13 protein-coding genes and 1 pseudogene are annotated in these 15,750 nt (G+C 69.7%); 10 read left to right on the forward strand and 4 right to left on the reverse strand.

The features are described from left to right. Positions 1 to 9 precede the first annotated feature (9 nt). Positions 10 to 2,607, forward strand: a complete 2,598-nt coding sequence (locus O1R50_RS24670) for a GNAT family N-acetyltransferase (RefSeq protein ID WP_270112916.1) — start codon at positions 10 to 12, stop codon at positions 2,605 to 2,607. Positions 2,608 to 2,686: 79 nt separating this feature from the next. Here O1R50_RS24670 and O1R50_RS24675 read toward each other — a convergent pair whose 3' ends face one another. The 3 genes from O1R50_RS24675 to O1R50_RS24685 form a co-directional block, all read right to left on the reverse strand. Then, entirely contained in the window at positions 2,687 to 3,802 is a 1,116-nt protein-coding gene (locus O1R50_RS24675) for a S8 family peptidase (protein ID WP_270112917.1), read from the reverse strand. A 209-nt stretch (positions 3,803 to 4,011) separates the two neighbouring features. Then, positions 4,012 to 5,016 (reverse strand): hypothetical protein, encoded by a 1,005-nt coding sequence (locus O1R50_RS24680; protein WP_270112918.1) that lies wholly within the window; start codon positions 5,014 to 5,016, stop codon positions 4,012 to 4,014. Positions 5,017 to 5,209: 193 nt separating this feature from the next. After that, positions 5,210 to 6,244 carry a pectate lyase family protein gene (locus O1R50_RS24685; RefSeq protein ID WP_270112919.1) on the reverse strand — a complete coding sequence of 345 codons (1,035 nt, stop codon included), beginning with the start codon at positions 6,242 to 6,244 and terminating at the stop codon, positions 5,210 to 5,212. 198 nt (positions 6,245 to 6,442) lie between these two features. On the opposite strand from O1R50_RS24685, the gene O1R50_RS24690 reads away from it, so the two are divergent. The 7 genes from O1R50_RS24690 to O1R50_RS24720 are packed head-to-tail and all read left to right on the forward strand — an operon-like array spanning position 6,443 to position 14,172. Continuing rightward, positions 6,443 to 7,780, forward strand: a complete 1,338-nt coding sequence (locus O1R50_RS24690; protein ID WP_270112920.1) for an ABC transporter substrate-binding protein — start codon at positions 6,443 to 6,445, stop codon at positions 7,778 to 7,780. Between the two features lie 26 nt (positions 7,781 to 7,806). After that, entirely contained in the window at positions 7,807 to 8,724 is a 918-nt protein-coding gene (locus tag O1R50_RS24695; RefSeq protein ID WP_408612809.1) for a carbohydrate ABC transporter permease, read from the forward strand. Positions 8,725 to 8,734: 10 nt separating this feature from the next. After that, positions 8,735 to 9,637, forward strand: a complete 903-nt coding sequence (locus O1R50_RS24700) for a carbohydrate ABC transporter permease (RefSeq protein WP_270112922.1) — start codon at positions 8,735 to 8,737, stop codon at positions 9,635 to 9,637. Continuing rightward, positions 9,634 to 11,202 carry a glycoside hydrolase family 43 protein gene (locus O1R50_RS24705; RefSeq protein WP_270112923.1) on the forward strand — a complete coding sequence of 523 codons (1,569 nt, stop codon included), beginning with the start codon at positions 9,634 to 9,636 and terminating at the stop codon, positions 11,200 to 11,202. Before O1R50_RS24700 ends, O1R50_RS24705 begins: the two co-directional genes overlap by 4 nt. After that, a complete protein-coding gene (locus tag O1R50_RS24710) occupies positions 11,195 to 12,076 on the forward strand; it encodes a DUF6807 domain-containing protein (RefSeq protein ID WP_270112924.1) in 882 nt (293 codons plus the stop codon). Before O1R50_RS24705 ends, O1R50_RS24710 begins: the two co-directional genes overlap by 8 nt. Before the next feature lie 15 nt (positions 12,077 to 12,091). Next, positions 12,092 to 12,982 (forward strand): DUF6807 domain-containing protein, encoded by an 891-nt coding sequence (locus O1R50_RS24715; protein ID WP_270112925.1) that lies wholly within the window; start codon positions 12,092 to 12,094, stop codon positions 12,980 to 12,982. Beyond that, a complete protein-coding gene (locus tag O1R50_RS24720) occupies positions 12,979 to 14,172 on the forward strand; it encodes an ROK family transcriptional regulator (RefSeq protein WP_270112926.1) in 1,194 nt (397 codons plus the stop codon). Before O1R50_RS24715 ends, O1R50_RS24720 begins: the two co-directional genes overlap by 4 nt. Before the next feature lie 140 nt (positions 14,173 to 14,312). Here the strand turns inward: O1R50_RS24720 and O1R50_RS26580 are convergent. After that, positions 14,313 to 14,519, reverse strand: a pseudogene (locus O1R50_RS26580) (maleylpyruvate isomerase N-terminal domain-containing protein); the annotation flags it as partial. A gap of 83 nt (positions 14,520 to 14,602) precedes the next feature. Here O1R50_RS26580 and O1R50_RS24725 point away from each other — a divergent pair. Continuing rightward, entirely contained in the window at positions 14,603 to 15,076 is a 474-nt protein-coding gene (locus tag O1R50_RS24725) for a hemerythrin domain-containing protein (RefSeq protein ID WP_270112927.1), read from the forward strand. A 77-nt stretch (positions 15,077 to 15,153) separates the two neighbouring features. After that, complete coding sequence (locus tag O1R50_RS24730; protein WP_270112928.1) at positions 15,154 to 15,720, forward strand: DUF4352 domain-containing protein; 567 nt, start codon at positions 15,154 to 15,156, stop codon at positions 15,718 to 15,720. Positions 15,721 to 15,750: the final 30 nt, after the last annotated feature.

A 15,750-nucleotide genomic window follows, 5' to 3' on the forward strand; every position in this document is an offset into this window, starting at 1 on the left:
AACCTAACTATGAACTTCGTGTGCTATCGGGACGCCTGGGGCGTCCCTCATCTGCGCGCGGCCGATCCCCAGTCGCTCGCCTTCGCTCAGGGCCACAACGCCGCCGCCGATCGGGCCTGGCAGTTGGAGACCCTGCTCCGCCGCGCGACCGGGACCTCGGCCGCGATCTTCGGCGCCGAATGGCTGCCCTGGGATCGACTCGCCCGGCAGACCGGGATCGTCGACGCCGCGCGCGCGGCCTTCGAGCAGCTCGACGCCGCGACCGCCGAATGGGTCGGCGCCTACGTCGCCGGCGTCAACGCGGCCCTGCCGACCGCGGCCGCTTCCGCGCCGGAGTTCCATGGGCCCCCGGGCCTTTGGGAACCCTGGACGCCGCTCGCCGTCTGGCACGCCGAGCACCTGCTCTTCGGGTCCGGGTTCCCCGCGAAGCTCTGGCGCGAGCGCGTCATCGAGCATCTCGGCGAGGACGCGGTCGGGCGGTTCGCCATGGACGGCCCCGCCCCGACCGGGTCGAACGGCTGGATCGTCGACGGGAGCCTCACCGCCTCGGGTGCACCGATCGTGGCGGGCGACCCGCACCGGTTCCTGCAGCTTCCCGGTGCGTACCAGCAGATCCGCCTTGCCTGCGACGAGTTCGACGTGGTCGGCCTCGCGATGCCCGGCATCCCCGGCATCGCGCACTTCGGGCACACCGGCGGCGTGGCCTGGGGGATCACCAACGCCATGGCCGACACCCAGGACCTCTTCCACGAGCGGCTGCGCCGACACGAGGACGGGACGGTCGAAGCCCTCGGGCCCGACGGCTGGGAGCCTGCCCGGTCCTGGACCGAGACCATCGAGGTCGCCGGGAGCGAAGCCGCTTCCGTCGACGTGATCGTCACCGGGCGCGGATCCGTCGTCGCCGACGACGGCGAGACAGCGATGAGCGTCCGCAGCCCGCTGCACGCCGAACCCGAGCTCGGATTCGCCGCACTGCCGAAGCTGCTCCGGGCCCGCACGGTCGCCGATATCGACGCCGCGCTTGACGGTTGGGTACTCCCCGTGAACGTGGCCATGGCCGCCGACACCGCCGGGGGCCTCCTCCACCGAGTCGCCGGTCGCGTCCCCGAACGCGACCCCGCGAACTTCGTCCGGCCCGTCCCCGCCTGGGAACCGCGATACGCCTGGAACGGCTGGAAGCCGTCCGCGTCCAAGGAAGTCAGCGGATTCGCCGCCATGGCAAACGACCGCGGCATCTCGAGCGGACTCGGGACCGAGTTCTGCGCGCCGCACCGCGTCGAGCGGATCAGGGAGCTGCTCGAAGCCCGCGGCGACTGGACCGCCGCCGACATGGCCGCCATCCACACGGACACGCACCTGCCCACGGCCGCAACGCTGATCGGGCTGCTCCCAGGACTCGAACTCAGCGGCCCCGCCGAGCTGCTGCGGAAGCGGCTGCTCGCCTGGGACTGCCGGATGGACGCCGACAGCGCCGACGCCGCCGCCTTCGCCGCGTTCCGCGCAGCCTTCGTACGGGGCCTCGCCGCCCTGCCCGCCTTCGCGCCGCTCGCCGAGCCCTCCCGGTATCCGGAGGTCTTCGCGCCCTGGCTCGTACTCGAGGTCCGCATCGCGTTCGCTCTGGAGCACCTGCTCAACGGCGGGCCGGTCAGCGAAGCGGAACGGGACGCCGCGCTGCGGGAGGCCATTGAGGAGGCCGCGGCGCTTCCGGCGACGACCTGGGGCGAAATGCACCGGCTCGTCCCCTGGCGGGACGCGGACCCGCCCGAGGCGCTGGCCGGGATGTCCGGCGACGCCGACTGCGTCCTGTCGACCTCGGGCGCGCCCGGGCTCACCGAGGACTTCGCGCGCGGCCCCGCCGCCCGCTGGGTCTGGGATCTCGACGACCGGGAGCGGAGCCTCTGGGTCGTCCCCTTCGGCGCGTCAGGCGCGCCCGGCCCGCATTTCCGGGACCAGTTCCCGCTGTGGCGAGCAGGGGAGCTTATCCCTGTCGTCACGGATTGGCGACGACTGCAAGAGGAGTACCGCATGATCGACCGTCCGGCAGCGTTCGAACGGACCTTGGACGGCTTCGGAACCGTATCCATTGTGCCCGTACGGCCCGGCGAGGACCTGGATCTGATCTACGGCTGGGTCGCCGAGGAACGCGCCCGCTTCTGGGGCATGACCGAGCACACGCGCGAGTACGTGCTGGAGATCTACGAATACCTCGACTCGCTCGAGACCCACCACGCGTACCTGGCGCTGCGGGACGGGGAGCCAATCGCGCTCGTCCAGACCTACGAGCCCGACGCCGACCCCGTGGGCGAGTGCTACGAGGTCGAACCCGGCGACTTCGGCATGCACCTCCTCGTCGCCCCCGCCCGCGGCGGCGCACAAGCCGGATTCACCGGGAAGCTGATGAGCGCCCTCACCGCCTTCCTGTTCGCCGACCCGAGGCACCTGCGCATCGTGGTCGAACCGGACGCCCGCAACGAGCGGGCCATCACCCGTATGCGCCGCACCGGGTTCACCTTCGGGCCCGAGATCCAGCTGCCGGACAAGACCGCCCGGCTGGCGTTCCTCCGCCGCGAGGACGCCTTCGGAAATCGGGCATCGGCCAGCCGGTGAACGCAGACGGCGGGCCCCCTGCCTTGCGGCAGGGGGCCCGCGAGCAGCGCCGTTCAGGCACCGGCCGCTGGAGGGCGACCTATGGCGTCATGTAGAGCAGTCGGTTCGGGCTGCCGGCCGGATCGGTGATCACACCTGTCGTGGCGTTGCCGATCAAGGCCGAGGCCACCGCCGCCGGAGTCGCGGTCGGGTTGGCCGACAGATAGATCGCGGCCACCCCCGCCACATGCGGCGTCGAGATCGATGTGCCGGTCAGCCTCGCGGTGACGTTGAAGATGAAGTCCGACCGGACGTTGACCCCCGGCGCGAAGAGGTCGACGCAGGACCCGAAGTTCGAAGAGGCCCAGCGCACGTCGGCTACGTCCGAAGCCGCCACGGTCAGCGCCGGTCCCACCCGGGCCGGCGAGTTGGCGCAGGCATCGGAGTTGCTGTTCCCCGCTGCCACGGCGTATGTGACCCCCGAGTTGATCGAGGCCTCGACGGCGGTGTCGATCGCCTGGCTGGCAGTCCCGCTGAGGCTCATCGTGGCGACCGCGGGCTTGACGGCGTTCGCGGTGACCCACTCGACGCCGCCGATGACCGAGATGGCGTCGGAGACGCCGGTGCAGTTGAACACCTGGACGGGCACCAGCTGCACCTGCTTGGCGATCCCCTGGAGCGTGCCGCCGACCGTGCCGGCGACATGGGTGCCGTGGCCGTGGCAGTCGCGCGAGTTGCCGTCGGGGACGATGGCGCTGTACCCGGGGTCGAGTCGACCCGCGAAGTCCGGGTGGTCGAGCCAGATGCCGGTGTCGATGATGTAGGCGTGCACGCCCGTCCCGGTGTTGGTGTAGGTGAAGGAGGCGTCGAGCGGCAGCGCGCGCTGGTCGACGCGGTCCTGGCCCCAGGACGGCGGGTTGATCTGGGTGGCGGCGGTCTTGACCACCGTGTTCTGCTCGACGTAGTCCACGTCAGGGTCGGCGGCCAGTCGCTCGGCGTCGCTCGCATCCATGTGCACGGCGACGGCGCCGATGGAGTCGAGACGGGTCTCCACTCGGCCGTCGAACCGCTCCACCAGGTCTTCGGCCGCCTTTTCTTCGAACGCGACGATGTACTCGCCGGGAATCGCGTCGGGGCTGTCGGCGCCGAGGATCTCGGCGGTCCTCGCTTCGGCCGGCGCGGCGGCGGCCGCGATCGCGACTGCCGCCGCGGCCACCGTCGCAACGAGATAGCGATTCCGTCGTCTGGTCATATGCTTGCGCACGGGCATTACCCTTCTGAAGAAGCAGATATGGCCTAAGTCACAAGGCCGCTGACTCTGTCAGAGTTGACCGCTGCTCGCCGGCGCGCTCTCGAAGCGGGTAAATATCCCACAATGGAGTGACTACCGCCCGGTACTCGCACGGAGGGGCACAGCGCCCGCTCTCAGCACGCGCCGTCGTGCCGCTTCCGCGTCTGGCCCCGGTTGACCGCCAGGGCACCGGCGGCGATGAGCGCCGCCGCGACGCCGACGGTCACCGCGACGGGCACTCCCGTCGTCGGCAGCGCCGGCTGGGCGGCCTGATCCGACGGCGTCGACGGGTCCGGGGCCGCGGACGCGGTCGGATCGCCCACGGGTTCGACCGCGGGCAATTCGGCTTCCAGGACAACGGGTTCGCTACCGTCGACCACGAGCTCGAGCGTGACGACCTCGACTTCCTCCAGCGGGCCGGTGACCGGGATGCGGAGGGTCGAGTCGCCGGCCTCCACCTCGCCGGTCTCCACCGTGGCGTCGCCGGTGCCGTCACCGGTACTGGTGTCCGCCACGATTTCATATGGGACCGACGGGTCCTGGGTGCCGGCGGGGTTCGAGAAGTCCACGATCCACTCCGCGTCGGCGTCCTCGTGATCGGGTTCCGGTTCGACATCGTTCTCGATGACGATGCCGACGCCGTATTCGAGCTCGGGGACCTCGACGGGCTCCGGAGGCGTCGGCACCGCGCAGTCGCCCAGCTCGACGGCGTGCTGGAGCGAGTTCTTCAGCCCCCGGCCCTCTTTGCGCTTGTCGTCGACGACGGCGCCGGTGCGATCCGACTGGGCCTTCAGCTTGACCCGCTCGGTGTCGCCCGGGATCGTCTGGACGCCGGTGAGGGACCCTTCGCCCGTGTGGGGCAGCACCGCCCCGACCTGGAGGGTGCCTTCGAGTGCGGCGTTCTCCCAGGGCCCGGAGTCGGCGCCGATCTGCGTGAGGATCTCGGCCACGGTGTAGGTGTACTCGGCGGGATCGGCGACCGGGCCGGTGGTGTCGGTCAGCGACCACGCGAGTTCCCACTCGCCGTCGGTGTTGCAGGTGGCCGATGTGAGCTCGAGGGCGGGCGGGAACCACTGCCCCTGCGCTTGCGCCGGGGCGGCCAGCACGGTCGCGCCGGCCAAGCCGATTGCGGCGGACATGGACAGTTTGGACAGAATTGAGTGCATTAGGACAGCCTGTGAAATGTTCCCGCTTTTGGCGGTGAAGCCGGGCAGGCCGAGTCCGGAAAGTTCAGGCGATGGAGGACCGTCGCGATGCCGGGAAGCGGCACGGCCCCCGACACCGGTGCGCGGTGTCGGGGGCCGGCCTTCGAATTCAGCGGGGCGCCGCGGCTCAGGTCCCAATCTCGGGCTGCGGGCCGCTGAATTCGTTCAGGAGGGCCGGGACGGCCGCGGCCGGGTCGGCCTTGTAGTCGTAGAAGTCGTGCGGGTCGAACGCGTCGCCCTGCTCGCGGATCACGTCGTCCCAGGTGCAGCCGACGGTGATGTTGCCGCGCTGGACCAGCTCGCCCGCGACGGTGTAGTACGGGTTGTGCGTGCCCTCGTAGTAGCTGTTCTCGATCACCGCGCTCGTCGATCCGCGCACGTAGTTGCCGTAGGCGGAGGCGTTCTGCAGGTAGTTGTTGTACATGTGCAGGTTCGCGATGTTGTCCGCGCTCGGGTTGCGCTGCACGGTGTTCTTGAACCAGTTGTGGTGGATGGTGATCTGCGAGGTCACGTTGGGCGTCCAGCCGATTCCGAAGGTCTTGTTGTTGTCGAAGAACCGGTTCCACGAGACGGTGAGGAACGTGGTGTCCTTGCGGCTGTCGAGGAGGCCGTCGTTCATGCGCGTGAGCTTGTTGTGGTCGATCCAGATGTGGTCGGCCGTGTCGAGCTGGATCGCGTCGTAGTCGTACTCCTTGTCGTCCGGGTCGTCCTCGGGCATGAGGGTGTCCCGGATCGTCAGGTTGCGGATGATGACATTGTGGACGCCGGGGCCGAGGAAGAACCCGCCCGCGACGATCTCGCCCTCGGTGCCGACGCCGATGATCGTCTTGTCCGAGGCGACCTTGAGCTCGGTGCCCTTGGGGCTGATCTCGATCGCGTCGGCGACCTGGATGACGTACGGCTCGGCGGCCGTGACGTACCGGTTGAGCTCCTCCTGCGTGGTGACGGTGACCGTCTCGCCGTCGGCGCCGCCGGTGGTCGGCCCGCGTCCCAGTCCGGGCAGGGACGCGAAGCCGTCCGCGGTGTCGGACCAGCCCTGCTTCGGGCGGCTGGGCGGTTCTGCGTTGGCGGTCGCGACGGCGAGGCCGGCGAGGACCAGGCCCGCGGCGGCCGTGGCCGCGACGGCGGCTCGGCGCAGTCTCCTTGTAGGCCAGGGGGTCATGGGACGCTCCTAACGATGGGGGTGGCGTCTGCTGGGCCCAGCCTAAGCATCGCCATCGATTGACGTCAATGGGTTGCCGAAACTTCCATCAAATTTCTTTCATGACTTGACATAATCTGGCTCACAGACCTAGCCTGGTCCCACTCATCGAATGCAATCGATGCCCCGACCCCTTGTCCGCGTGAAGGGACCGCCAGCGTGACCATCGAACGACCCCCCGGCTCCAGCCCAGAGATCAACCGCCGCAACCTGATGAAGCTCTCCGGCCTCGGCCTGGCCGCCGTCCCCGGGCTCGCCGCCTGCGGGCGCGGCTTCGGCGGAGGCGGCGACGACGAATCCGGTGACGGCGTCACCCTCAACATGGTCTGGTGGGGCGACGCCACCCGGGCCGAGAAGACCCAGGCCGCCCTCGACATCTTCATGGAGGCCAACCCCGGCATCACGATCGAGGTCGAGTACCAGGACTCCGGCCCTTACCAGGACAAGCTCGCCACCCGCTTCGCCGCCAACGACGCGCCGGACCTCATGGCGATGCGCATGGACTCGCTCCGCGAGTACGCCGACCGCGGCGCGCTCCTCGACCTCAGCGAGTACGGCGACGACATCGACCTGAGTGGACTCAGTGAGAACGCCGCGAACCTGGCCGAGGTCGAGGGCAGCGTCTTCGGCGTCCCCGCCGGGCTCAACGCCGTCGGCTTCGTCATCCGCAAGGACTTCGCCGAGCAGTACGGCGTCGCGGTCCCCGACGGGAACACCTGGAGCTGGGACGACCTGGCGGCCTTCGCGCAGGCGATCAGCGACGCCTCCGGCAAGGAGGTCTACGGCACCGGCTTCGACGTGCAGACGCTCCAGAACCTCGTGGTCTGGGTGCGCCAGCAGGGCGAGGACCTCTTCACGGAGGACGGGAGACTCGGTGTCACCGCCGCCACCATGGAGGCCTGGTTCAACCTGGTCGGCGGGATGCGGCAGTCCGGCGCCTACCCTCCCGCGGGCTTCTTCGAGGAGATCGGCGGCTCGGCCGACCAGTCCTATATCGCCCAAGGGAAGCTCGCCTCGCAGATCATCCCGACCAACAACTTCCTCGGCTACAACGAGGCCTGCGGCGGAAACCTGGCGCTGCTGCGCATCCCCGGTGAGACGCAGGCCGTCCGGCGAGGGCAATCGGTTGACTGCCCGCACCTGTGGTCGGTCGCCGCGGCCTCGAAGCACCCGAAGGAGGCCGTGAAGCTCCTCGACTTCCTCACCAACGACCCGGAGGCCTCGCTCGCCACGGGCACCACGCGCGGCGTCCCCGCGAGTTCGGCTGTGGCCGAGGAGATCAAGGACTCGCTCGAGCCGGACGACCTGGTCGCCACCGAATACCTCATGGGCCTGCAGGGCGAGGACCTGCCGCGCTCCTACACGTACCCGCCGGGCGGCAGCGCCATCGCCGACTTCCTCGACGTCATCGCCGTCGAAGTCGAGTTCGGCCGCCAGACGGCCGCCGACGGGGCCGCCCAGTTCATCGCCGATGCGACGGCGGCGATCGAAGGGTGACCACCACGTCGACCGAGACCGCCGTCATGCCGGGGGCGGTCGCCCCTCCTGCGCCGCAATCGCAGCGGCGCAGGAGGGCGCGGAAGGACCGCGCAGGCTACCTGTTCCTGCTGCCCTGGTTCATCGGGATGCTCTTCACGGTCGTCCCGTTCTTCGCCTCGCTCTACCTGGCGTTCACCGACTACAACCTCTTGAACCCTCCGAAGTGGATCGGGTTGGAGAATTTCGCGGACATGTTCCGCGACCCCGTGCTGCTCAAGTCGCTCCAAGTGACCTTCGTGTACACGTTCGTGTCGGTGCCGCTCTCGCTCGCGGCCGCGCTCGGCGTGGCGATGATCCTCAACCGCGGCATCAGGGGCCTCCCCTGGTACCGGGCCGTGTTCTACCTGCCCTCGCTCCTCGGCGCGAGCGTCGCGGTGGTCCTGTTGTGGCGCTATGTCTTCGGGTTCGACGGGATCGTGAACGCGTTCCTCGGCTGGTTCGGGATCGACGCGATCTCGTGGACCTCCGACCCCGACTACGCGCTCACCACGCTGATCATCCTGCACATCTGGACGTTCGGCTCGCCCATGGTGATCTTCCTGGCCGGGCTGCGGCAGATCCCCGTCATGTACTACGAGGCCGCCGCCGTCGACGGCGCCTCGAAATGGCGGCGGTTCCGTTCGATCACGCTGCCGCTCCTGAGCCCCATCATCTTCTTCAACCTGATCCAGTCGCTCATCGCCTCGTTCCAGACGTTCACGCAGGGCTTCGTCATGAACAACGGCGGCGGCGGACCGGCGAACTCCACATTGTTCTACAACCTGTACCTGTATCAGCAGGGGTTCAACCAGTTCAACATGGGCTACGCCTCCGCGATGGCCTGGACCCTGCTCGTCATCATCGCCGTGTTCACCGCGATCACCTTCTTCACCGCCAAATACTGGGTCAACTACGACAGCTGAGGTCCCACCCATGTCATCGACCTTGCAAACCCCGAAGGCCGCCAAGCCCAACGAGGACGCCGACGCGCTCATCGAGCGCTTCGGCAGCACCCGCAAGAGCCGCTTCTCCCGGCACGTGATCCTGTGCGTCATCGGCCTGGTCATGATGTACCCGCTGCTGTGGCTCGTCTCCAGCTCGCTCAAACCGAACGGCCTCATCTTCGAGGACCTGTCGCTGTGGCCCGCCGAATGGAGCCCGTCGAACTACACCGACGGCTGGACCGCGCTCGAATACGACTTCGGGATCTACTTCTCGAACTCGATCATCATCGTGGTCCTCAGCATCATCGGGAACCTGTTCTCGTGCTCCCTTGCGGCGTACGGGTTCGCGCGGCTCAACTTCACCGGCCGCAAGCTCTTCTTCGCGCTCATGCTCGGCACGATGATGCTCCCGGGCCACGTGCTGCTCATTCCGCAGTACATCCTGTTCGCGAAGCTCGGGTGGCTCAACACGTACTACCCGCTCCTGGTGCCGAACTTCCTGGCCACCAACGCGTTCTACATCTTCCTGATGGTGCAGTTCATGCGCTCGCTCCCGCAGGAGCTCGACGACGCGGCCCGCATCGACGGCTGCGGCCCGTTCCGCACCTTCTGGAGCATCATCCTGCCGCTGTGCCGCCCCGCGTTCGCCACCACCGCGATCTTCACGTTCATCTCCGTGTGGAACGAGTTCTTCGGGCCGCTGCTCTACCTCACCGACCCCGAGCTGTACACGGTCCCGTTGGCGCTCAGGCAGTTCATTGACTCCGAAGGCCAGTCGCAGTGGGGCCAGATGTTCGCCATGTCGGTGCTCTCGCTCGCGCCCATCATCGGCTTCTTCATCGCCGGACAGAAATACCTGGTCAAAGGCATCGCCACCACCGGCCTCAAATGACGAGAGGGAACACCTTGAACCTGGCGTGGACCGCCGACAACGGCGACGGGACCTACCGCAACCCCGTCCTGCACGCGGACTGGTCCGACCCGGACGCGATCCGGGTCGGCGACGACTTCTACATGACCGCCTCCAGTTTCAACCGCGTGCCGGGCCTGCCGATCCTCCACAGCCGCGACCTCGTGAACTGGACGCTCATCGGCCACGCGCTCTCACGGCTCGCACCGGAGGAGGACTTCGGGACCCCGCGGCACGGCTGCGGCGTGTGGGCCCCGGCGCTGCGCCACCACGCGGGCCGGTTCTGGATCGTCTACCCCGATCCGGACCGGGGCCTGTTCGTCACCTCCACCGAGGACCCGGCGGGGGAGTGGACGCGGCCGCATCTCCTCAAGGGCGGCAGGGGACTCATCGATCCGTGTCCCTTGTGGGCTTCTGACGGGACTGCCTACCTCGTCCACGGCTGGGCGAAGAGCCGCGCCGGGATCAACAACCGACTCACCGTGCACCGCATGAACGACGACGCGACCGCGCTGCTCGATGAGGATGCAGTCGTGATCGACGGCGACGCGCTGCCCGGCTACCGCACGCTCGAAGGCCCCAAGTTCTACGAGCGCGACGGCTGGTACTGGATCTTCGCCCCCGCCGGAGGCGTCACCGACGGCTGGCAGTCCGCCTTTCGCTCCCGCGATCCCTTGGGCCCCTACGAGGACCGCATCGTCCTCGCACAGGGCGGCACCGACGTGAACGGACCCCACCAGGGCGCCTGGGTCGACACCGCCGACGGCACCGACTGGTTCCTGCACTTCCAGGACAAGGGCCCGTTCGGTCGCATCGTCCACCTCCAGCCGATGCGCTGGGGCGACGACGGCTGGCCCGAGATCGGCGACAAGGGCGAACCTGTCGCGACGCATCCAAAACCGCGCGATGGCGAGCCCGTCGCCGCTCCCGTCTCCTCTGACGACTTCGCCGAAGGCATGGGTCTCCAATGGACCTGGCAGGCCAATCCGCGACCCGACTGGGTCCTTCCCGGGCCGGGTCTGCGGCTCGCCTGCGTCCCCACCGACGCCACGGACCTGCGGCACCTCCCGAACGTGCTCGGCCAGCACCTGCCCGGCGACCACTTCCGCGCCACCACGACCCTGCGCCTCACGGACGCCCCGCCCGGCGTCTGGGCGGGCCTCACCATCCTCGGCGACGCCTACGCCTGGGTCGGCCTCTCACACACCCCCGGTGACGTCGTCCTCTCCTGCCGCGCAGCCGAACCCGGTACACCCGAACGCATCAGCGGACACGCACAGCCGATCGCGATCGACAGCCACCGGTGCAGCGAGACCGTCGCCCTCGGCGTCGAAGTCGAACCCACCGGCCGATGCCGGTTCCTCGCCGGGCGCCCCGGCGAACCGCTCGCGCCGATCGGCGAACCGTTCCAGGCCACCGCCGGACGCTGGGTCGGCGCGGCCCTCGGCCTGTTCGCCGCCGTCGCGGGCACCGACGACCGCGGCGGCGTGGCGGAGTTCGGGCCCGTGAGCGTCATCGGCATCGATGACAGTGCCGCCCATGGATGACCAGCAGACCCTCGTCCAGACCCGCCCGCTGATCCTCGGCGGACAGACCGTCGCCGAATACGTCTGGCGGCCCCATGTGCCGCACACGTTGTCGCCCAGGCCCTTCCTGCACCCCGTGCGCACCCTCGCCGGGACCCCCGTCACCGAGATGATGCCGCCCGACCACCTCCACCACCTCGGCGTCAGCCTCGCCGTCCCCGACGCGGGCGGCACCAACTTCTGGGGCGGCCGCACCTACGTGCGCGACCAGGGCTCCCTCCCGCTCCCCAACCACGGCGTGCAACGCCACCACCGCTGGGAGGCCGCCACACCGGCGCTACTCGCCCACGAACTCCACTGGATCGGCCCCGACGGATCGACGCTGCTCCGCGAACGCCGCCGCATCGCCGCCCGACCCATCGACCACCGCGCCTGGGCCCTCGACTTCCGCTACGCCCTCCAGAACCTCACCGCCGAACCGCTCGTCTTCTCCAGTCCAGGCGTCAAGGGCCGCACCGGAGCCGGATACGGCGGCTACTTCTGGCGAGCCCGGCGCGGCCGAAACGGCGTGAAGATCCTCGGCCCCGGCGTCTCGGGCGCCGAACACCTCCACGGCTCCACCGCCCCCTGGCTCGCGCTCTGCACCGCCGATGCCGAACCCTGGACGCTCGTCTTCATCGACATCGCCGCCCAACGCGATCCATGGTTCGTACGCGACGGCGACTACGTCGGCGTCGGCCCCGCCCTCGCCTGGACGAAGCCGCTGACGGCAGCCCCTGGTGAAGGCCCCAGGCGTCGTATCATCACGGTAGTCGCGGACGGCGACCTCGGGCCCCGAGCGATCGAAGGCCTGGTCGAAGCGGTCGCGGCAAGCCCCGCACCCCGCGAGGCCTAAGTGATTGGAGCCGCAATGGAGCACTCCGGCACTGTCCGCGCACTGGACGCCGACCAACCGGTCGGGCTCCAGGTCGACGGCCGCGAAGTGGCCAGCTACGTCTGGCGCTCCGAGCTGCCCGCCTCCACCGCGCCCCGCCCGTTCCTCCACCCCGTGCGCACCCTGGCCGGGACCGTCGTCACCGACGCCCGGCCACACTCCCACACCCACCAGCTCGGCATCAGCATCGCCGCCCCCGACATCGGCGGCCGCAACTTCTGGGGCGGCCGCACCTTCGTCGCCGGACACGGGCCCGCATGGCTCGACGACCACGGCGCGCAGCGCCACCGGCGCTGGCTGCGCCACACCGAATCGGAGCTCGCCCACACCCTCCACTGGGTCGACCAGGAAGGCGCGGCACTGCTCAGCGAACGGCGCGCGATCGCCTGCGTCCCATTGACATCGGACGCCTGGACGCTTTCCGTGCAGACCCGCCTCGCCAACGCCACCGACCGGCCGCTGCCGATCCGCAGCCCGGCGTCGCTCGGCCGCGTGGGCGCCGGTTACGGCGGGTTCTTCTGGCGCGGCCCGGCCGTGAACGGGCAGGTGCGCGTCCAGAGCCCTGCCGGGACCGGCGTGCGGGCCGTCCACGGCACGACCGCGCCCTGGCTCACCGTCTCCGGCGCGAGCGGCGGTGCAGAGTGGACGATGCTGTTCGCGCCCGCCGACGCGACCACCGCGCAGGACCGCTGGTTCGTGCGCGCCCGCGACTACCTCGGTGTCGGCTCGTCGCTCACATGGGACCGTCCACTGGTACTGGAGCCGGGCGAGCAGATCGAACGGCATATCCTCGCTGTCGTGGCAGACGGGAACCTCACCGAAGACGCGGCCGCCGCGCTCGCCGAAGCAGCGCGGCCGGCGGCATGAACGCCGTCCGCTCCAACGACCCCGCCCGCCAGGAACGCCTGCGCGCGTTGAACCTCGAGCTCGTGTTCCGGCACGTCCTCGCCGCCGAAGCGCCGGTCTCGCGCACCGAGCTCGCCGCCGCGACCGGCCTGACCCGGCCCACCATCACCCGCATCGTCGAAGAACTCATCGCCGGGCGGCTCGTCACCGAGACCGGCGCGACCCCGGACGGCCGGGCCGGGCGGCCCCGCATGGGGCTGACCGTGTGCCGCAGCGGCCCGGCCGGGCTCGGGCTCGACATCCGCACCGAGGGCCTGGCCGCGTGCGTGGTCGACCTCGGCGGCGCGGTGCGCCATCTCGCGTTCGCGCCGTTCACCGACACCGAGGCCCCGGCCGTGCTCGAACGCCTGGGCCGCATGGCGGCCGAGGCCGCCGAAGCCGTCTCGGCGGAAGGCCTCACCGTCGTCACCGCGACGCTCGCCGTCCCGGGCCCGACCGACGCCGGCATCGTCCGCACCGCCCCGTCCCTGGGCTGGCGCGACGTGGACGCGGGAGCGCTGCTCGCCGAGCACCTCCGCCACCTCGACGTCACCACCAATGTGGACAATGAGGCCAACTTGGCCGCGCGGGGCGAACTCCACCGCGCCACGCCCGACCACTTCCTCTACATCTCAGGCGGACTCGACATCGGCGCCGGGATCATCCTCGACCGCCGCCTCATGCGCGGCTCCCACGGCTGGGGCGGCGAACTCGGCCACCTCACCGTCGACCCCGACGGCAAGCCGTGCCGCTGCGGCTCGCGCGGCTGCCTCCAGACCTACGCCAGCCTCGCCGCCATCCTGCACGGCGAAACCCTCCCCGAGGACCTCACCGCCGACGCCGCGCTCCTGACCTGGGCCGACGCGGGCCGCCCCGAAACCCTCGCGGCCCTCGACACCGCCGCCACGGCCCTGGGCATCGCCATCGCCAATGTCCTCAACCTGCTCGACATCGACACCGTGCTCCTCGGCGGCAGCTTCGCGCTCCTCTCCTCCTGGCTCATCGAGGGCGTCGAAGCCGAACTCGCACAACGCGTGCTGTCCTCCCGCTGGGCACCGATCACGGTGCGCCCCGCGACCCTCGGCCCGGACGCGGCCGCGATCGGCGCGGCGATGGCCGTCGTCGACCTGATCCGCCGCGACCCGACGGCCTGGCTCGCCTCGGGTCGGTGACACGGCGCCGGCTCCCGAGTGGTCCACGTGGTCGAGGCCCTGCCGCTCGGCCCGAGCGGCAAGATCCTCGAACGGAGGTTCAGCGGATCCACGGCTGAGGATTTCGTCCGGGCTATGCCGTTCGCACCGGCTTCCAACCGGGGTCGCGGCCGAGGACGGCGAGGAGGCGCGGCGGAGGCGAAGCCGTGGTTCTGCCCGGTCATGTGCGCGAGCAGTCGCGAGAGACCCCAACCGGCGCAAGGGGTTGCGGCACGGAGCTGGTCGTCGCGGACGTTCCCGACGATCGCGGCCGCGATCGCCATCGTCCGGCGGTGTAGGGCGAGGAGGTCGGTCATGAGCCGGATCATAGGCGGCCCGCGCCGGAGCCCGCGCGAGTAATATCGCTCGCGGCGCCCTCGTCCCCTGGGCCGGGCGCCGTGATCGAAGGAGCATGTCCATTTCTTCCGAGACCGACCGCCTGGTCGCGTTCAGCACCCAGCTTCGCAATGTCCACCAGCGCCTCCGCAAGGCGCTCGACCTCGCCCGCCGCTCGATCGACGGCGAATTCGACGAGACCGCCGGGCAGGACCTCCTCCTGTTCTGCCGCGGCTTCTGCTCGGCCCTCAGCGGCCACCACCGCAGCGAGGACGGCGGCCTCTTCCCGCAGGTCGTCGCCGAACACCCCGAGCTCAAACCAGTGATCGCCAACCTCATGAGCGACCACAACATGCTCGAGCACCTCATCGGCCAGCTCACGGCCGCAATGGATTCCAACGCCGAGCCCGACGAACTCCACCGCCACCTCGACGGCATCGGCGCGGTCATGGAGACCCACTTCCGCTACGAGGAGAACCAGCTCCTCGCCATCCTCGACGCCCTCGCCCTCGAAGGCGAACCGACCGGACTCCTCGGCGACCTCGCATAGACGCATGGGGACCGGTCCCGGTTCTGGCGTCCTAAGGTTCTGGTCTTCTGTCGAACCGAGGCCGAATAGGGGCCGCCATGCGCTATCGCATCCTGTCGATCCCGCTCGCCGCATTGCTGCTGGCAGCATGCGGTTCCAACGATGCGGCAACGACTTCGGAGCCTGCAACCTCACACTCGGCATCCGCCGAGGCCACCGAGGCCGAGAGCACGGCGCCTCCCGAGCCTGCTTCCGTGTTGCCGGTCGGGATGGACTCGGCACTCGGCATTTCGTACCCGGACGCGAGCGGGGGAACAGCCATTGAGTTCAACTTCGCGGTGACCGAGGTCGAAGCCGTCACCGAGGGCATGAGCGAATTCGTGGTGTTCACCGTCGGCGTCGAGGTAGTCAAGGGCGAGATGACGTTCATGTTCGGCTTTTGGGCCGAACCGGCATTGACACCGACCTTGATCGACGCCGACGGCGTCGAGTACCAAACTTCCATCCAGCCGGTTGGCACCATGCTCGACGGCACTGTCCCCGAGGGAGAGTCGATAGCGGGCCACATCGCCTTCGAAGCCCCGCCGAGTGTCGCCGACTCAGGAACCTTCCAGCTTGAGATCCCCTCCCCAGAAGGCTCGGACCTCCTCCACTGGACCTACTGAACCGCATGGGCGCCGCCACGGGCCGGCCGA

It is taken from the genome of Glycomyces luteolus (assembly GCF_027622875.1).
Lineage (GTDB): Bacteria > Actinomycetota > Actinomycetes > Mycobacteriales > Micromonosporaceae > Glycomyces > Glycomyces luteolus.

Excerpts from the sequence above, each read along its gene's own strand:
- O1R50_RS24715 (WP_270112925.1), top strand. The coding sequence starts at position 12,092 with ATGGAGCACTCCGGCACTGTCCGCGCACTGGACGCCGACCAACCGGTC.
- O1R50_RS24725 (WP_270112927.1), top strand. The coding sequence starts at position 14,603 with ATGTCCATTTCTTCCGAGACCGACCGCCTGGTCGCGTTCAGCACCCAG.
- O1R50_RS24695 (WP_408612809.1), top strand. The coding sequence starts at position 7,807 with ATGCCGGGGGCGGTCGCCCCTCCTGCGCCGCAATCGCAGCGGCGCAGG.
- O1R50_RS24710 (WP_270112924.1), top strand. The coding sequence starts at position 11,195 with ATGGATGACCAGCAGACCCTCGTCCAGACCCGCCCGCTGATCCTCGGC.
- O1R50_RS24705 (WP_270112923.1), top strand. The coding sequence starts at position 9,634 with ATGACGAGAGGGAACACCTTGAACCTGGCGTGGACCGCCGACAACGGC.
- O1R50_RS24720 (WP_270112926.1), top strand. The coding sequence starts at position 12,979 with ATGAACGCCGTCCGCTCCAACGACCCCGCCCGCCAGGAACGCCTGCGC.
- O1R50_RS24685 (WP_270112919.1), bottom strand. The coding sequence starts at position 6,244 with ATGACCCCCTGGCCTACAAGGAGACTGCGCCGAGCCGCCGTCGCGGCC.
- O1R50_RS24700 (WP_270112922.1), top strand. The coding sequence starts at position 8,735 with ATGTCATCGACCTTGCAAACCCCGAAGGCCGCCAAGCCCAACGAGGAC.
- O1R50_RS24670 (WP_270112916.1), top strand. The coding sequence starts at position 10 with ATGAACTTCGTGTGCTATCGGGACGCCTGGGGCGTCCCTCATCTGCGC.
- O1R50_RS24680 (WP_270112918.1), bottom strand. The coding sequence starts at position 5,016 with ATGTCCGCCGCAATCGGCTTGGCCGGCGCGACCGTGCTGGCCGCCCCG.
- O1R50_RS24730 (WP_270112928.1), top strand. The coding sequence starts at position 15,154 with ATGCGCTATCGCATCCTGTCGATCCCGCTCGCCGCATTGCTGCTGGCA.